This window comes from Sphingobacterium alkalisoli (assembly GCF_005049105.1).
GTDB classification, from domain to species: domain Bacteria; phylum Bacteroidota; class Bacteroidia; order Sphingobacteriales; family Sphingobacteriaceae; genus Sphingobacterium; species Sphingobacterium alkalisoli.
Genome location: NZ_SUKA01000010.1, coordinates 102249 through 120689, shown reverse-complemented (window position 1 = coordinate 120689; position 18441 = coordinate 102249). Strand labels below are relative to the sequence as shown.

The 18441-nt window shown below is 49.5% G+C and carries 10 protein-coding genes; 3 read left to right on the top strand and 7 right to left on the bottom strand.

The annotated features are described in order from the left end of the window. Position 1: 1 nt before the first annotated feature. The 3 genes from FAZ19_RS22290 to FAZ19_RS22280 form a co-directional block, all read right to left on the bottom strand. Positions 2–6436, bottom strand: coding sequence for a DUF7507 domain-containing protein (locus tag FAZ19_RS22290; protein WP_136822986.1), 6435 nt, complete (start codon positions 6434–6436; stop codon positions 2–4). Between the two features lie 152 nt (positions 6437–6588). Continuing rightward, complete coding sequence (locus tag FAZ19_RS22285; RefSeq protein ID WP_136822985.1) at positions 6589–7332, bottom strand: tyrosine-protein phosphatase; 744 nt, start codon at positions 7330–7332, stop codon at positions 6589–6591. Positions 7333–7546: 214 nt separating this feature from the next. Then, on the bottom strand, positions 7547–8107 hold the full coding sequence (locus FAZ19_RS22280; RefSeq protein ID WP_136822984.1) for a hypothetical protein: 561 nt from the start codon (positions 8105–8107) through the stop codon (positions 7547–7549). On the opposite strand from FAZ19_RS22280, the gene FAZ19_RS22275 reads away from it, so the two are divergent. Next, entirely contained in the window at positions 8108–8335 is a 228-nt protein-coding gene (locus tag FAZ19_RS22275; RefSeq protein WP_136822983.1) for a hypothetical protein, read from the top strand. Positions 8336–8433: 98 nt separating this feature from the next. On the opposite strand, the gene FAZ19_RS22270 is transcribed toward FAZ19_RS22275, so the two are convergent. The 4 genes from FAZ19_RS22270 to FAZ19_RS22255 form a co-directional block, all read right to left on the bottom strand. After that, a complete protein-coding gene (locus FAZ19_RS22270) occupies positions 8434–9060 on the bottom strand; it encodes a response regulator transcription factor (RefSeq protein ID WP_136822982.1) in 627 nt (208 codons plus the stop codon). A gap of 36 nt (positions 9061–9096) precedes the next feature. Next, a complete protein-coding gene (locus FAZ19_RS22265; protein WP_136822981.1) occupies positions 9097–9894 on the bottom strand; it encodes a hypothetical protein in 798 nt (265 codons plus the stop codon). An 11-nt stretch (positions 9895–9905) separates the two neighbouring features. Further along, positions 9906–12899, bottom strand: a complete 2994-nt coding sequence (locus FAZ19_RS22260; protein WP_136822980.1) for a sensor histidine kinase — start codon at positions 12897–12899, stop codon at positions 9906–9908. A 222-nt stretch (positions 12900–13121) separates the two neighbouring features. Further along, a complete protein-coding gene (locus FAZ19_RS22255; protein ID WP_136822979.1) occupies positions 13122–16466 on the bottom strand; it encodes a DEAD/DEAH box helicase in 3345 nt (1114 codons plus the stop codon). A 345-nt stretch (positions 16467–16811) separates the two neighbouring features. Here FAZ19_RS22255 and FAZ19_RS22250 point away from each other — a divergent pair, with 345 nt between their 5' ends. Both FAZ19_RS22250 and FAZ19_RS22245 read left to right on the top strand, forming a co-directional pair. After that, complete coding sequence (locus FAZ19_RS22250; RefSeq protein ID WP_136822978.1) at positions 16812–17627, top strand: metallophosphoesterase family protein; 816 nt, start codon at positions 16812–16814, stop codon at positions 17625–17627. Continuing rightward, positions 17627–18229, top strand: coding sequence for a hypothetical protein (locus tag FAZ19_RS22245; protein ID WP_136822977.1), 603 nt, complete (start codon positions 17627–17629; stop codon positions 18227–18229). Before FAZ19_RS22250 ends, FAZ19_RS22245 begins: the two co-directional genes overlap by 1 nt. Positions 18230–18441: the final 212 nt, after the last annotated feature.

The following is an 18441-nucleotide window of genomic DNA, read 5'->3' as shown; positions in this document are numbered from 1 at the left end:
CCTAATGTTTCTTAATAATAACCCAACCGGTATGCCGGTCTACCTGCGTTCCTTTTATAAGCTCGAGGGTATAGAAATAGGTACCGTTGCTCAGCTCGGCACCTCCCCAGCGGTTGTCGTAATCAGTACTGCGGTACACATCGTTGCCCCAACGGTTTGTCACGACCAAGGTCATCCGGTCGTAGGCTTCGTGCCCCACGATTTCGAAATAGTCGTTTTTCTGATCATCATTGGGCGTAACGATATTGGGGATGAACAGCTCGGAAGCACTCAGCTCAATGGTGGCGACGGCATCGTCGCAATTACCCGGGTTAAGCACCTCACAAATGCGGTAACTGTAGGTATAGGTACCGGCCTTGGTGCCTGCCGCTATAGCAATCCGACCATCGGCATCCATGCTCAATCGTGAATCGCTTGCCGATCCGGGTGTAAGGGTGACACGCATGAGATCGATGGGCTCGCCATCGAAGGTATCGTTGTCCAATACGCTGGGGGTGGAGATTCCGAACCGCTCGGTAGTGATGGAAAAATAATCGTCTTCGGCACTAATAGCCGCTTCTACGGTCAACGTCGCTACGGCCGAAGCGCAATTGTCGGGATTTTGCTTTTCACAGATCCTGTACCGGATCGTATATTCGCCCATTCGTGTGCTTTCGGGTACCGTGATCGTGCCATCGGCATGCAGCGTAAAGCCGGAAGGTGCCGGGTCGATCCACTGCACATTGACATCTGCTGCGGCTACAGCAACCCCATCAAGCAGATCATTGCGCAATACGGTCGCAGTCGTACCGCCGGTGTTGCCGTTGATGGTATCAAAGGCGTCGTCGATGGCCAAGATTTCTTTCCAGGGTAATGGGGTAATGGTACAGTTGGTACAATCCGGGTCTTGTGGCCCATCGGGATCAAGGGGATTACCGCTGCTGGATTCGGCATATACGGGCTGGCCTTTGGGATCGGTACCAACGGCCTTGGCTAAATTGGCTACGTATCCCCGTGCCATATCTTCGCTGGTGATGGTACGCTCGGCATAAAAGGTATGCGAGGTGCCCACTTCGAACGCATCGATCTGCCCGACAAGGGGTACATCGGCTTTATCGTCGGTGATACGGACGTCGTGCAAGGTGACATTTCCGGTATTGCGCACCAGGATTTCATAACTGATCTTCTCGCCGGCGTACCGGTATTTTTGGGTAAGATCGGCTGTTTTGATGAGTTGCATTTCGCCATCCTGCTGGATGGGGGTAACCGTACAAGATGGGCAATCGGGGTCGGGATCAGGCGTACCGGGATCGGTGGGATCCAATGGATCGGCATCGCTCGAAATCGCCTCGACCACAAGGCCACGGGGATCTATACCCTGCCCTTTGGCAATATTGTACACCGCGCCACGGTCTACATCGGCCTGATCGATGGTATGGCTGGCAAAAAAGGTACGCGTCTGCCCAACGGAAAGACTGGCTACGGTACCGACCGCTGGCTGATCGGCATTATCGTCGGTAATCACAACATCACGTAAGCTTACATTGCCCGTATTAGTCACGGTAATACGGTATTCAATGACATCGCCCACGAGCTTATAGATACGGGTCCGATCGGCCCGCTTGAGCAGCGTGAGCTGCGCGAGCTGTTGTACGGGGGTAACGGTGCAATCGGGACAGCTGGCATCGAAGAGCGGATCGGCAGCGTCTAAAGGGCTGCTGTCTTTGGAATACCCTTCGACCTGTTGAGCATCGGGATTCCGACCGCGCGCCACGGCTTGGTTGTACACGGCTCCACGATCAAGATCAGCCTGGGTAACGGTATGCGCAGCGGTAAACGACTGACTCTGGCCCACGGCCAACTGGGCAATGGAGCCTACCTGCGTTTGATCAGCATTGGCATCGGTAACGAGGATATAATCTACGGCCCTGTTGCCGGTATTGGTAACGGTAATGGTGTACGGGATTACATCTCCTACCCGGCTATACGTCTTGCTGCGATCGCTCACCTTAATAACCTGTAGCTGATCGACCTGCTGAATCGGGGTAACCGTACAGTATGGGCAAGCCGGATCGTACAGCGGATGGGACACGTCAAGGGGATCGCCATCCCGCGAGGATTGACGCAGTTCCTTCTGATTGGAATCCTTGCCTATTACCAGTGCCTGATTATACACTACGCCACGGTCGATATCGGCCTGGGTAAGGGTATGTACGGCGGTAAAGGTAAGCGAGGTACCCACAGCGAGGGAGGGGATATCGGCTACACCTTGCTGATCGGCATTGGGATCGCTAAGCTGTAGGTTGCCCAGTGTCACGTTGCCGGTATTGGTAAGGGTAAGGGTATAGGTGATCGGTTGCCCCACGCTATCGTATACGATAGCCCGATCGACCGACTTGATGAGTGTGATACCTGGCAGTTGCTGCACGGGTGATACGGTACAGGTAAGACAGTTCGGATCAATGAGGGGATCCAGTGCGCTGAGCGGGTCGCCATCGGTCGAAAATCCTTCGACAGGAAGCTGCTGCGGGGTATTGCCTCGGGCAACGGCCTGCTTGTACACGGCACCCCGATCGAGATCGGCCTGGGTAACGGTATGGGTAGTGTGTAGTGTTTCGGTTTGGCCTACCGTCAGCTGGGCAATCCGCTCGCCTTTCTCTTGGCCGGTAACGGCATCGCTTACAACGACATCGTACAGCGTGACATTTCCACTATTGGTAAGGCGGATGGTATAGGGAATGACATCGCCTACCTGCTTATATACCTGAGTACGATCTGCCGTCTTGACCAGCTCGATACGGGCTTGCTGTTGCAGGGGGCTCACGGTGCAATCTGGACAGGCGGGATCGAAAAGGGGATCGCTAGGGTCTAGCGGCGCACCATCTACAGAGGATGCGGTGATCTGGCTGCCCTTGGGCTCCCGGCCGCTAACATGCGCCTGGTTGTACACCACGCCACGATCGAGATCGGCCTGGGTAACGGTATGGGTAGGCATAAAGGTACGGGTTTGCCCGACGGCTAACGTAGTGACCGTACCTACTGCTGGCTGATCGGCATTGGGATCAGTAAGAATAAGGTTAGATAAAGTAACCTTACCGGTATTGGTGACCGTGAGCGTATACTCGATCACATCGCCTACGGCACGGTATTCTTTACTGCGGTTGGCTGTCTTGCGGACATCCAACTGCACCATGCGCCCAATGGGGGTAATGGTACAGGACGGACAGTTGGGGTCGGCGGCAGGTGTGTTGGGATCGGTCGGGTCGAGTGGCGCGGGATCGGTCGAGCGTGCCTGTAAACTCCGGTTCTGCGGATCTAGCGCGGTTACCGTGGCGATGTTATAGACCACGCCCCGGTTTACGTCGGCCTGTGTGATGCTGTGTACGGCGCTGAGGCTTTCGGTAGCGCCAACAGCCAGGTTGGCGAAGGCACCCACCGCGGGCTGATCGGCATTGGTATCCCGTACATTGACTTGATGCAGGCTGACATTGCCCGTATTCTTGACCGTAATGGTATAGGTTATCTTTTCCCCTTCCTTACTGTAGAACTGGCTCCGGTCGGGTGTCTTGAACACTTCCATCTGCCTGATCTGCAGTACGGGTACCACGGTACAGCTTAAACAGCTCGGATCGATCAACGGATCGGTCGGCGCGAGCGGGTCGCCGTCTTTGGACAGCACCTGCAAGGCGATACCTTTGGGATCCAATGCCGTGGCACGAAGTTGCTTGTAAACGGCACCACGGTCGAGATCGGCCTGCACAAGCTGATGGCTGATGGTGCTGGTGTAGCTCTCGCCGGCAGCCAACAGGGGTACATTTATGGTGAGGGTCTGCTGGCCAATCGCATCCTGAACGGCAACGCTAGTAAGCGTCACGTTTCCGGTGTTGGTAAGGGTAAGGGTAAAATCAACTTCTTCGCCAATCGCATCGTAGCTGTTACTGCGGTCGCCCACGACATGCATATCGAGCAATGCCCGCTGTTGGATGGGTACTACGGTACACGCCGGGCAGTTGGGGTCGACATTCGGATCAAGGGGCCCCAGCGGATTGGGGTCGGTGGAATAGGCGGAAACAACGCCTCCCTTGGTGTCCGTTGCGCTTGCGGACAGTCGTTTATACACGGCTCCGCGGTCGATATCTTCTTGTGTAATGCGGTGGGTAAAGGTGATGGTCTCCGTAGCGCCCACCGAAAGCTGCGGAAAGGCGGTTCTCGCGGCACTTGCTTCGGCTCCCAGATCAAGCGTTAGATCGGAGAGTGTGACATTGCCTGTATTGGTAAGGCTAAGGGTATAGGTAATCTCCTCGCCTACCTGGCTAAATAGGGTAGTGCGATCGGCCGTAAGCGACAACTCGATGGCACCCTGTTGTATGGTTGTAATAATGGTACAGCCGGTGCAAAAGGGATCGGGATCGGTCGGATTGGGATCGCTGGAGCTCGCCTGCACAGTATGCCCGTTGGCATCTCTGCCTTGAGCCAAGGCTTGGTTGTAGATGATACCGGCGTCCATATCGCTTTGTGTAATGGTATGGGCGGCACGGAAGGTGCGCACCTGGCCTACTCCAAGCTGCGGAATGCTCCCGACCTGTGCCTGATCGGCATTGGCATCCAACAGGCTGATGTCAGACAGGGTAACGGTACCGGTATTGGTAACGGTAATATTGTATTCCACCACTTCACCCGCCCGTGTATATACTTTACTGCGATCGGTACTCTTGACGACCCGCATCGCGGCTTGCTGGAGAATGGGTACTGCGGTACAATTTACGCAATTGGGATCGATTGGCACACCTGTTGGCGGTGCAGCGGGGTCGTCAGTGGAGCTGGCCTGTTGGTCCCGGCCCTGTAGGTCTTTGGCCAACCCGCGTGCCAGAACATACACGGCACCTCGATCAATATCGGTCTGGGTAAGGGTATGACTAGTGGTAAAGGATACTTCCTGGCCTACGGCAAGTGTTGGGGTTTCGCCTATAGCGACCACGTCGGTCTGCTGGCCGGTGACACCGACCTGATACAGGCTGACATTTCCGGTGTTGCGGAGCACAACGCTATAGCGGATCACCTCGCCTACGGCGCGGTATTCCTTGCTGCGATCGGTTGTTAACCGCAGCTGGAGCGCCGGGCGCTGCAGGCTTGCGACAACGGTACAGCCGATACAGGCGGGATCATAGTATGGACTGGCCGGATCAATGGGATCGACATCGACCGATCGGCCGATGATCTCACTGCCTTTGGAGTCTTTTCCCCGGACGAGGGTCTGGTGGTAGGTAACACCTTGGTCGATATCGGCCTGGGTGAGGGTATAGCTTGCAGAAAAGGTTTTGCGCTCGCCAACAGCCAACTGAGCCACGCTAAGTAATGAAGCCTCACTGCTGCGCAAGCCGGATCCGCGAAGATCGTATAAGGTAATGTTGCCGGTGTTGGTGACCGATATGGTATAGGGTATCACCTGGCCAGCCTGCTGAAAGGCATTGCTACGATCGGTGGTATGGGTAACGGTGAGGCCTCCAGTGCGCTGCATGCGTATCACCGTACAATTAGGGCAAGCGGGGTCGATCAAGGGATCGGTGGGGGCAAGTGGATTGCCATCCCGCGATACGGCTGTTACCGCCGTACCTTTTTGATCTTGTCCCTGTACCGTGGCCTGGTTGTACACGGCTCCGTGGTCCAGATCGGCCTGGGTAACGGTATGGGTGGCGACAAATTGCCGCGATACCCCTACGGCCAATGTGCTGACGGTACCCACGGCCGGTTGATCGGCCTTTGGGTCGGAGATCACGATCTGTTGCAGGGTGACATTACCGCTATTGGTGACCTGAATCGTATAGGGTATCTTGTCGCCTACTTTCGTATAGTTCTTGCTGCGATCGGTCGTCTTGACCAGATCTAATTTTAGCTGCTGCACGATGGGTACCACGGTGCAGGCCGGACAGCCGGGGTCGATCGGCGGTGTACCGGGCTGTGTGGGATCGAGCGGGCTGGGATCGGTCGATCGGACGATCAAGGGGGTGCCTGTAGCATCCCTTGCCTGCGCGGTAGCCTGTCCGTAAACGACGCCCCGGTCTACATCTTCCTGGGTAAGGGTATACACCGATACAAATGTACGGCGATCACCCACGGGAAACGTTGCAATGCTGCCTACAACGGGGGCATCGGCTTTGCTATCGGTAAGCTGTACCTGATAAAGCGGTACTGTACCGGTATTGGTAATCGTAATCGTGTACTCGATTACATCGCCGGGCTTGCTGTAGCTGTGTGTGCGATCAACGGCTTTGGTAAGCTGTACGCCCGCGCTGACTCCAGGCGCAGCAAAACTAGCTGCCTGGGCCACGACGCTGGTGGCACTTATTAAAACAAGTAGCAAAAGCCACCTGACACCTTCTTGGAGGCTGCTATATAGGGGTTTTTCTTTTTTTGGATTGGATGTTGGTAGGTTTCTATACTGGTTTTTATATATCATTTCACAACGTATTTTAAAACTAAGGCTCCACTCCTTTCCGCAATGAAGTTTTGGCAGATCTTCATTGCAGATTGGGTCGTAAAGGAGCGTGGCAGTATATCAGGCTGCCCGATTGGTTTATTGGTTAGGAAGTGGAAAAAACTATTCATGTGCTATGCGATACTAAAAAGAGTCTCGTTTTGAAGTGGACTATGCTTAAAATGGCCGGACAGATCTTCTTTTTTGACGTAATGCGCCAACGCACTTACATGGCGCAGCTGCCGTGCGTCGGTACCGACGAGATCAATCATGCCATTTTTGAGTAGATATTCGGAAACTTTCTGCTCGCGCCCCCCGTAGTAACCGTAGAGCGAAAGGATATTAAGTTGCAACAAACAGCCGAGATCCTTAAACTTCTTGAGGCGCTGTGGTTCCTGGTGGTAAAACACATACCGTTCGGGATGTGCCAAGATAGGCTTGTAACGCAGTTCGATCAACCGGCTGATGATATGTTCAATGCGCAGGCTTTCTTCTAGATAGGACATCTCGATAAGTACATGCCGACCCGGAAGACAGACGAGGGGCTTTCCGGTTGGGGATAGCAGGTCTTCAAAATCGGCATCGACCATGTATTCGGCCGCATAGGCCATACGGAGGTTGCGTCCTTTTAAACCCGACTGTAGTTCGCGAAACGCGGCTTCTATACTCGAATGGTCATTGGGATACAGCCGATTGAAGATATGGGGTGTGGCATAAAATTGATCAATTCCTAGACGGAAGAGGGTATCCATCATGAGCAGGCTCTCTTCAGGAGAACTGCTTCCATCGTCGAGACCGGGCAACAGATGGGAATGGACATCGACCTTGATCCAACTCAGATCATTATAACGACGTTTACGACTAAAAATACTAAACATACAATACGAGCAGTTAATAATAATTTCTCTACCACGAAATATCGACAACTGTACCCTTCCCGGCCGAAGGTCTTGTCCTGTACATCAACGCTATCCAACATCGCTCCTATTGGAGGAATACTGAATAGCGTGACTTGTTTTTCACGAGTAGTTCTATACTGTAAACAAAGTTACGCTGTAGGTGTAGGATAAAACCTACCCAAAGGGGTAGTTTTTATTTTAATCGTACGCGCCGCCAGGCGCTCCAACAAAACCATAGGGTAAGCAGCAGAAAAAAGAGGCTGATCCAGATGACTTGATTGATATCTCTTAACAGAAAGGTGCCCTGCAGTTCATTGGACAGCACTGTCATCACCAACGTGCCCTGTAAGAGAATCTGTAAGGAGTAAATGACAGCAAAACTGATCGCAAGGGGCCACCGGACTTGGAATCTGCTATTTTCACGTGGATCATAAATGTACAGCAGGCGCCATTGGGCCACGAGATAGACGGCGGAAAGCCCAAACCGCAGGATATAATGCCACTTTTGCTCGATGTAGCCATAGGAATGACGAAAACCCATTTTGATGTCGCTGACAACGAGTGCTAACAACTGTGCTTTCTCTTGGGCCGAAGCTAGTGTATAAGGGATGATATCGATAAGCCCAAATACAAAAGGGATCAAATGCAGGTACCAATAGCGCGAAATGCGGGCTCCGGGATAAAGGAGCAGCAGGGTATAATAGTAACTACAGGGGGCTGTTAAATAGTAAAAGGGAATCCCCTTATTATACAAATGAGGAAAGGAAGGCATATGGCCATTGACCAACATGAGGTAGACGAAAATATTCCAGGCGATGGAAATAACGGCAATGGAAACAAGGATCTCGGGCCGTCGCCGTCGAAGCCTTCTATGCGACAGGCGGTATGCGACTCCGATTATAGTGAGAACAAGACCGGATACGGAAAAACAAAAACCGAGAACAGTCATCAAATCCATGATAAGCTACAGGTTAAAAGTTAATTTGTTTGTTAGACAAGGAGGTTTAGACCTTGACTCCATCCGGCTTTGGAATCCCAAACCTAGTGAATTTTATGGTGACATACAAAATAAGTCTTCGGTTATTTATATTTTAGGATCAGCTCGGCCCGGCTATTGACCTGCAACTTCGCATAAATATTGCGTACGTGGTATTTGACGGTATCGACCGATATAAAAAGCTGCTCGGCAACCTGCTTCGTAGGGGCGCCACGCTGGAGTAAGGTGACAATCTCAATCTCCCTGGGGGTGAGCTGTTCGGTACGGTTTATCTCGGCTCTGTCGAGCGTGGGATTGAAGTGCTCGAATACCAAGCGGGCCACCTGCGGGCTCATCACCGACCCACCGCGCATCACTTCGAGCAACCGTGCTTCCAACTCGAACAGGGGTGTGCTCTTGAGCAGGTAGCCCGAAGCTCCGGCACAAAGGGCCTGGAAAAGATTGTCCCGGTCTTCAAATACCGTAAACATAATCACCTGAACGGAACTCGCTCTCTTCTTGATATACCAGGTGATCTCAATGCCCGATTTGCCGGGCAAACCGATATCGCAGAGTACCAGGTCAAGCTGTTGCCGGTCCCAAATATCTACCAAGCTATCCATGGAATTGGCCGTAAAAACCAATTCGAAGTGCTCGGAACTGGTAAAAAAGTTAGCAAGGGAATCTAATACGGGTTGACGGTCTTCGATAATGGCTAAACGGTGTTTCATGTTAGATTTTAGATATGAGATGTGAGATTTTAGATGTTAGATTTGCCTATTTGCGAATCTGCGTATTTGCCTATTTGCGGATCGACGTGGTAAAGCGCTATAAAAAACCCAGACACTGAAAAACATAAAGAACAGGCTTACCCACACAATCTGATTGATATCGCGCAGGATAAATGATCCCTGCAATTGATTAAACAATACATTGAGGATCATACTGCCTTGCAAAAATAAATGAAGGGAATACATGCCTGAAAACCCTATAACGGACCGCTTCTGAGCCGCATCGTGCGTTTCGCTGGGTTCAAAAATATAAATTAATCGCCACTGTGCCATCAAGTACACGAAGGCTAACAGAAATTTGACGATATAATGCCATTTTTGATCTATAAAACCATAACTATGCTTAAATCCCATCTGCAGATCGGTGGTAACCAATTCCAATAGCGCGACCTTTTCTTCTGTACTGGCTACTGCATAAGGCATAATATCAATAAGACCGAAGGCAAATGGCAATAGATGCAGATACCACAGTCGGGAGATCCGGGCCTTGGGATACAGCTTCAACAAGGTATAGTAGTAGGTGCAGGGGGCAATAAGGTAATAGATCGGAATGCCCTTATTATACAGATTAGGCCATTGTTTGATATGTCCGTTTAAGATCATAATGTAAATAATAATATGCCACATCATGACGCCTACAGCAATGCAGATAAGCTGCTCGGCACGATCGGTACGCAGGTGCTTATAATAAAAGCGGAGTAAGATACCGGCTAGCGAAAGTAATAGGCCCAACCCCGCAAAATAAAGTCCTAATACATAGGTAATATCATTCATAGTAAGCTCAATTAATCGTTAAAAAATAGCCATAAAAATCCCTTATGGAGTGGTACGGTAACCTCAACTTGATAGCCTGTATCGATAGGGCTGGACGAAAAACGGCCTCCGATCTGCTCTGCCCTGAGCTTCATATTCTGTACGCCCTGCCCCGGTCGGCCAGCTAAGATATGGGGCTCAACTTCCTCCACGCCTTCATTGCGTATCGTCATTTCAATGCGCTTTGCAAGTACATGCAGCTTGATATATACCTTTGCATTGCCGCCATGCTTACAGATATTGTGCAGAGCCTCTTTATAAATAAGGTATAGATTCTGCCGCACACTTTGTGGCATGCTGCGCTCGTACCGGTGGTCCATATCGAAGGTAATATCTAAGCCCAAAGGCTCGAGCATCTGACCGGCAAGGTGCTTCATCCGATCACCAAGGCTTCCTTTTTGATTGTTTCGTGCATCGATGGCCCATATGATATCGTCCATCATCTGGATGGCCTCGCGGCTATAGTTGCTGATGGATGCGACAGAATCGGCCTGTTGGATATATCGACCAAGTCGCAGTAGATCGGCCTGCATAGAGATACCTGTAAGGAGCCCCCCTACCTCGTCATGCAAATCCCGGGAGATTTGCTTGCGCAACCTTTTTTCGCCTTTGACCTTGCGTGTTCGCTCGTACAGCACAAAACTGGTCAGCCCCGCAATAAAGACCAGAACCAGCAGATAGAAGCCCTGTGTCTCGGTGAAGATGGGTTTCTTATACAGGAGCCAGCTGCGCTCGGCGGAGGCTCCCTGATTGCCGGATTGCAGGACAACGGAGACATGGTATTCGCCTGTAGGCATGCCCGTGAGATTGATCTGCCCGGAAGCGGGCATCGCCTGGTAACCATCCATCAACGGTAGAATGCGGTAGAACATTTTGTAGGCCTGTCGATACTGCGCTAAATGCGCGAAATCCATGGAAAACCAAACGGCATCCTCGGGCATATTAATCGTATCCTGGAGCTCGCCCCTGGCATAGGTATGCGCATACTGATTGGAACGCTTGCCGATATGGATACCCAACAATAAGGGATCTGGAAAATGATATTGGTCGATCGTGGAGAGCAACAGGGAGGGCCGGAAGGATACATAGCCACCGGTACCTCCCATAAATAGGCGACCCGTGGATTTGTCGTAATAGATGGCCTGATGATTAAATTCTTCGAACGGCAAGCCATCGCTGTGGTCGTAATTGTAAATATGCGAACCCACCCGGACGGAGAGCCCCTCGTGGGTACCCATAAAAAGGGCGGTATCCTGCCAGATAAACTGATAGACGACATCGCTCGCGAGTCCTTCTTTTTTCCCTATACTCCGCGCAGGATTATTATTTCTATCCAGAACAACCAGGCCCCGTCCTTTGGTGGCTAAATAGGTGCTGTCGCCAAGTACAAGGTGGTCGTAAACGACGAGCTTGGTCTGCGCGGCGGGATAAACTTTTTGCGAACGCCCTTTTCGCCAGGTAAAGTAACCGTCTTCGGAGGTGTAGCTTAATATCCCTTGGTGCCACCGCAGAGACATGATACGCATGCGCTGACTAAAAAAACCTCCCTTGCGATCCTGAAGAGGTGATACAACACCTGTAGACCGGGCATATTTCCAGATGCCATTGGATGTACCGACCAACAGCGTATCTGCGGTATACACCGCAGCACAATATGCCATGGGCGCAAAATGCTGTTTATAGCTACTCGGAACAAGCAAAGGTGCCTTTTTTACTTTCCCCTTTATCAGGTAACCCAAGAAATCTCCTTCTAATATGGTGTAGCTGGTATCGGAACTGATGGGCAGAAAGGCGTAGTAATTATTTTCCGGTGCTTCGGTAAATTTATCCTGCTTGCCGCGGATATCCATGCGATCGAGGTAGCCATAGCCGCCAAAATAGTATTGATCGCCCTGCCGGACCATGCCGCGCGCGGAACCGGTATCCATAAAATCAAAATCTACCTTTGCCGGAAAAACACTGTAAAGACCTCCGTCTGTAGAAAGGAACCATTCATCGCCGGCTCGCTGCCAGCTGTTTAACCGCTGATATAATACATCTTCTTCTAAGCGATGGGAACCTTCATAAAGCAACCGAAAGGCGGTATCCCTACTGTACTCGCGGTACTGTCCTTTTTTGTAAAACACCTTGACCCGGTCGCTATCGGTAAACGACCAGTGGCTCCAATTGGTAAAATCATCGGACGGGCCGTCTTCTGAACGTAGACTTGAGAGGCGAAAACGTTGCTTATCGTAAATATAGTAGCCGTGCCGGTAATTGCGGATAAGGACGCCTCCCTTGATCGGCAGCAGGTCTTCAATATAGTCGAAGACGCCGCTTGGAAAGGCGCGCAACCCTCGCCGATGGGTATGGAAATCGTAGCTATAGAGCCTGTTATTGAACGCGAGCCATACGTGCTGCTTATCGGCCACAAAAAGCCGACCGACAGGCTTGCGCTTGGTATCGGTATCGGGATCAAAATAAAATAAAAAAGTCTTGCGGTCGCTCTGGATCTGCCAGACCATCCCGTCGGCCGTAGCAATAAGGAACCGATCTCCCTGATTGAACATCCCCGCAACTTGAAGCCCCACCAGACCTTTGGCGTAGGATTCTTTATCAACGAACCGCCATTGCTGCGTGTCGAAGACCAAAAGACCATTGCGGCTGTGTAGCCAAATACGGCCCCACTTATCGGCGGCAAGGGACTCCAGCTCATCAAAGGGCACTTTGCCCGAAAATAATTTGGCAAAGGGCACGACATTGACACCATCATACCGATACAACTGACCGCCGGAAATGGTCCAGATAAGCCCACTTGGATCCTTAACGGCTGCCTTGATCATGCTATGATACCTATCAACTCCACGCATGACCTGCGCGTAGCGGTACGGCACCGTATTTCCTACGGCGTAAGAAAAACTTAACAGTATGAACCACAGCAAAAGCAGCAAACGGGATGTATTGTTATACGACGTGGTCTGTTCCATGAATTGCAAAAAGGTATTGTTGTTCTTATCCGGCTATCGAAGTTCAAACTTAGATAAAATGCTTTGCATTCGCGATACGAAACAGAAAAAAAAAGAAAGATTCCAACGCGGGGAGCGCCGGAATCTTTCAAACCAATTATTAACCTACCACATTAACGTAAATAATGTGCCATTTGTTGCAGGTTGATGATTTTTTAACATTTTTTTAACATTTATGCCTTATTACAGTATATCAAGGAGGTCATTTTTGGAAAAATTACGCAATAATAGCCCATCTGTTTTCACCATATCTTGTGCTAGCTTATGCTTTCGCTGTTGAAGATGTCTTATTTTCTCTTCGATGGTGTCCGAACAGATCAAGCGCACCGCAATTACATTCTTTGTCTGTCCGATCCGATAGCTCCGGTCGATAGCCTGGTTCTCTACCGCAGGATTCCACCAGGGATCTATGAGATAGACGTAATCTGCTTCGGTCAGGTTGAGGCCGGTGCCGCCTGCTTTTAAACTGATTAGGAATACCCGAATATGTTCGTTGGCCTGAAAATTATCGACCTTGGGCCCTCTGTCCTTGGTCTGCCCGGTCAGGTACTCAAAAGGTATTCCGCTGTTCTCGAGCTCGGTTCGGATGAGATCCAGCATTCCCACAAATTGAGAGAATATCAGAATTTTATGCTCACCGGATTTGTTGACAATCTGTTCCATCAATACGTCGATCTTGACCGCATCGGCTCCGGAATAGCCCTCCTTCAACAATACGGGAGAATTACAGATCTGTCGAAGACGGGTGAGCCCGGTGAGTACATGCATTCCATTTTTATGGATCTCATCCTCGTCTGTAGCAGATATATATTCGCGTAGCTCGCGTTCATATCTATCGTATATTTCCCGTTGCGTGGCATTCATTTCACAGAAGATCACTATTTCGGTCTTTTCGGGCAACTCTTTGGCTACCTGCTTTTTCGTTCGACGGAGCATAAAAGGCCTAATCTTCTCCTGCAATTCGACAGCTCTCTTGTTATATTGAAATTTATCAATGGGCAGTGCATACACATCCCTGAAATAGGACTTGCTACCCAACAGGCCAGGGCAGGCAAATGAAAGCTGCCCATATAAGTCGAATGTGTTGTTTTCGATGGGTGTGCCGGTAAGCACGATCCTATTTCTAGACTGCAGCAAACAGGCGGCTTTATAGCGTTCGGAATTTGGGTTTTTGATGGCTTGCGACTCGTCTAGAAAAATGTAATTGAACCGAAACTCTTTTAACCATCGGATATCGGAAAGCAGCATACCGTATGAGGTGAGGATGACCTCATAGTCGTGCATGTCGTCTGTATTCTTACTTCGATCGGCGCCATAATGCACTCTTACCGATATCGAAGGTGCAAATTTTGTGAGCTCATCCTGCCAATTGGAAAGCAAGGACGTCGGTACCACAATCAGATTGGTATGATGGGTATGCTTATCACGCTGTGACAGGATGAAAGCGATAACCTGTATGGTCTTGCCCAAGCCCATATCATCCGCTAGACAGCCTCCAAAGCTGAACTGATCGAGGAGATTCAACCAATTCAGGCCTTCCTGTTGGTAGCGCCTCAACGTAGCGTGCAGACCTACAGGGACAGGTACCTCGGGGATCTGCTTTATCTGCAGAAATTGCTGTGCATATGCTGCTAATTCAACCTCGACTTCTTCACTCCGCATTTCTTTCTCAAACAGATCGGAAATAGCGGTGAAATTGACTTTGGGTATCTTGATCAACTCCTTATCGATATCTCCGACCTGGAAGTAGCCCGCAATTTTTTGCATCCACTCCTCCGGCAGGAGGCCCTGTGTTCCATCGTCGAGCTGTACAAATTTACGTTTGTGGCGGATCGCCCTATGCAATTGCTTGAGGGAAGCTTGCTGTCTGCCAAAACGCACCTTTACATGGGCATTGAACCAATCTACTCCGCTGATGACCTGTATATCTACCTTGGCTTTATGCGGATTTAATGTATTCACCTTAAGCTCATTGAACCCTAAGATGGTCGCTCCCGCCTGCCTCCATAGCTCGAAGGCATCCAAAAACCAGCTGTCGTCCAAAAAGGCATCTTTATGGAGGTAAAAATACTCGTGCTCCTGCAGCTGCTGTTCGAAATCGGGATGCTGCTGCATGACCAAAGTGGTAAGCTGCAGCTCGGCTGCCTGATCTCGTGCTACTTGGAATACATTCCCATTTTGATCGGTATCAAGCAATTGCTGCCGCGAATAGACGGGTACTTCGATCGCTCCGTAGCGCATAACGGGTGTAATGGAGATGTAATTCCCTTCTTGATGCAGGTAGATGAGGGGGGCTCTTTCATAGCTTTTCTCCGCCAATTCGACAGCTGTTGCCGCTTTAATGTAGCTGTAGTGGATTTGGATGCGCTGTGCAAGTGGGGCGAGAACGGTCTGTAGAAATTCTTCGTATTTGGAAGAATGTATCAGCAACTTCTCGTTATTACGCTTAAAGAACTTGATAACCCGGAGCATATCGGAATCACTCACTAAGCTCATCCGATTACCGCGAACGACAAAGTACTCATTTCGAACAACCACATTGGTGAAGGGCAACATACTGTCATGGAATACCAACTGCCCGGTGATTTCGTAAAAGGGTTCCTTTTTAAAGACATGCAGTTCGATCTCTGCTTGCAGGGTATCGAGCGCTATCGGTACGAGGGATTTTGCGCTGATCTTCTCGGCGATGCTTTTATCGTGATAGTAGGTCTTCAACCCCATCGAATTCGCTACGATGACCTTCAGCGCTTCGAATTGAGCCTCCCCGTGCTCGGTCGTATACTGATCCTGAAAACTACTTACTGCCGTGTAGAATTTGACGTGTAAGAGATCTTGGGATTTCCATATTAATTGCCTCGTATCAATAGTTGTCAGCGGATTTTTGATCTTTCCGGACTGGCCCACGTCGCTTTCCATGACCTGGATATGGAGCTTATTATAAAACCGCTGATGACCAATAACGAGAATCTGCTTTTTTTCGGTATCCTGCTTGGCAAGCGAAGCTACCTTAGCGGGTTGGATCGGTAGGAGTTCCCGGTTAAATACGGCCGCATCGAGCTTCATTAATTCTTTTAACCGGGGCTGTATCTCTACGGCGCCGTTTTGATAGGCTAACTCAAAATAGACATCCAGATCGGGTTCATTTTCTAATCCATATCCCTTGGCAACGGGATGGATCTTTTGTCGACGAAGAGTGGGGTCGAAAAAGAGGCGGATCTCACTCCGCTCTAAAATGCTGAATATAATTTCAGCTTGATATGGGCAGAGAAACTGACTATTGGAATGATCGCAGGAACAGCTAGTAATCAACGATGTGCCTACCTGACTGACCGCTACTGTTGGAAAGGCGATTGCATTGATTGTCTTGGAAAACAGTCCTGCATTGATTTCGAGTTCGATGGGATAAATAGAATCGAAATCCCGCGGATCTAACGAAGCCGCGGATTGAACATGTTTCAATAAGCCAACATAGGAGAGCGCTTGTATGTCGGTATCGTGTAAAATGTATTCGTGTGATGATTCACGCATGCCTAGCATTTCTTCTTACTCTAAAATTCGCACGCCAGATACATTCCCACATGCAAGCAACCGCAAGTTCGCTAAAATATTGTTTTTTCCAACACAGCGGATTCTAAAAATCAGGGATTTCGCTTTTAAAAAACATTCGTCACTGCGAGGAGGTACGACGAAGCAGTCTACGCCCAATAATGAGATTGCTTCGTCGTCGTACCTCCTTCTCGCAAGGACGAGAAACGGACAAAAAAGTTAAAAGCGAAATCCCTATGCTAAAAATAGGAGATTTATCTGACTTTTTCGCCTTAAAAGTTAGTTTTATAAAGTATAATTTTGCGCTCGGATACTATACATATACATATGAAACCTCGCGTATTTCTTTTTGGTATAGCGCTGTTAATGCTGCTAACGGGCTGTAAGAAAGCTTTTCAATACTCGCTATTGGAGGTAAGACCCCTGGCACGTGATCTTAACGTCAAGGCTGTTGAACAGATCCGCTCGCTTCCACAGAAAAGTAGCTTTACTTTTTTGGTTATCTCGGATACCCAGATTGCATTGGGCGAGCTGAGCGATTTTGTAAAATATGCCAATAAGCACTATACCGAGGAGGGGATCGCCTTTGTATTACACGGTGGCGACATCACCGATTTTGGTGCGAACTACGAGTATAACGACTACTACAATGACATTAAAAAGTTGAAATTTCCGAATATCGCGACCATCGGAAACCACGATATGCTCGGCAATGGGCCAGAAATATATCGAAAATACTTCGGACCCGACGACTTCACTTTCCGCTATGGAAAAAGTGCATTTATTGTCTTTAATTCTAATTCGAGGGAGCGTGGATTTGATGGGACGCTACCCAACGAGGAGTGGCTCGCCCAGCAGATCCGGCAGACGGACACCCAAGAGACGGATCATATCTTTTTCCTCTCGCACGTACCTCCGATGTCGGCAGATTTCGATCCCAATAAGGTCGATTCGTTTACGGAGCTGCTTGCGTCTACCGATAAAGCAAGCCTGTCGATCCATGGGCATACGCATGTCTTTTCGTACGACGAGCCTTACAATGATGGCATGCCCTATCTCATCGCGCCCTCACTGGAGAAACGTTCGTTTGTGGAGGTTACCGTTGAAGATCAATCCATTTCCGTAAATCTTATCCACTACTAATGAGAGCCTATATTTTATTACTGCTTCTACCTTTTTTTCTCGCGGACGTTGTCTCGGCCCAGGATACCCTGCAAAAATCCGATCTGACCTACAAAGGTCTGGCCTACAAGATTATGCCCAGCAATATCAAGCTTCAATTTGCCGGAAATATTGGTCTATTCTCGACAGGTATTGGTTATGAATCGCCCAACAAACGTTGGAAAGGGGATCTGTTATATGGGTTTGTACCGCGCAGGTACTCGGGCACCGAACCTATCCATTCCTTGACCGTTAAAGGTAAATACAGTACGCTACATCGCGAATATAAAGAGGATATCCATGTGGAGTGGCTCCAGATGGGGCTATGGGTCAATTATGCCCTGAATGAGGATTTTTTCTTTAAACTACCAAGCTATTATGAACCCAATTATTATTTAATCCGACCGGGATTAAATATAGGGGGTTTTCTGGGTAGCGAGGTACGCTATAAGAACTGGGGGCTCTATTATGAGGTGGGTACAACGGATAAATACCTGATCCATTTTTTTAAAAATTTTCCATCGGTGCAGTTTAATCATATTGTCAGTGCAGGACTCGGACTGGTGTTCCATCTGAAGCCGTAGTTAGCGCAAATTTCGCTTTTAAATCTTCGTAACATTCCACTGGAAAAATACGATTTAGCACATCCAAAGGGTGCTAATGTTAAAAAAACGTTAAATATACATTTATTTAACCGTTTTGCTTGCAAGATATCAAAAAGCGCCTTATATTTGTATCATCATAATTTAGGTTTATAATTGGTTAGTAAAGGTTTTCATTCTCCCCGTTTGAAAAC

Bases quoted from the DNA above. Each gene is read 5' to 3' on its own strand.
- FAZ19_RS22250 (WP_136822978.1), top strand. From the start codon at position 16,812: ATGAAACCTCGCGTATTTCTTTTTGGTATAGCGCTGTTAATGCTGCTA.
- FAZ19_RS22285 (WP_136822985.1), bottom strand. From the start codon at position 7,332: ATGTTTAGTATTTTTAGTCGTAAACGTCGTTATAATGATCTGAGTTGG.
- FAZ19_RS22265 (WP_136822981.1), bottom strand. From the start codon at position 9,894: ATGAATGATATTACCTATGTATTAGGACTTTATTTTGCGGGGTTGGGC.
- FAZ19_RS22270 (WP_136822982.1), bottom strand. From the start codon at position 9,060: ATGAAACACCGTTTAGCCATTATCGAAGACCGTCAACCCGTATTAGAT.
- FAZ19_RS22255 (WP_136822979.1), bottom strand. From the start codon at position 16,466: ATGCGTGAATCATCACACGAATACATTTTACACGATACCGACATACAA.
- FAZ19_RS22245 (WP_136822977.1), top strand. From the start codon at position 17,627: ATGAGAGCCTATATTTTATTACTGCTTCTACCTTTTTTTCTCGCGGAC.
- FAZ19_RS22260 (WP_136822980.1), bottom strand. From the start codon at position 12,899: ATGGAACAGACCACGTCGTATAACAATACATCCCGTTTGCTGCTTTTG.
- FAZ19_RS22275 (WP_136822983.1), top strand. From the start codon at position 8,108: ATGAGGAAAGGAAGGCATATGGCCATTGACCAACATGAGGTAGACGAA.
- FAZ19_RS22290 (WP_136822986.1), bottom strand. From the start codon at position 6,436: ATGATATATAAAAACCAGTATAGAAACCTACCAACATCCAATCCAAAA.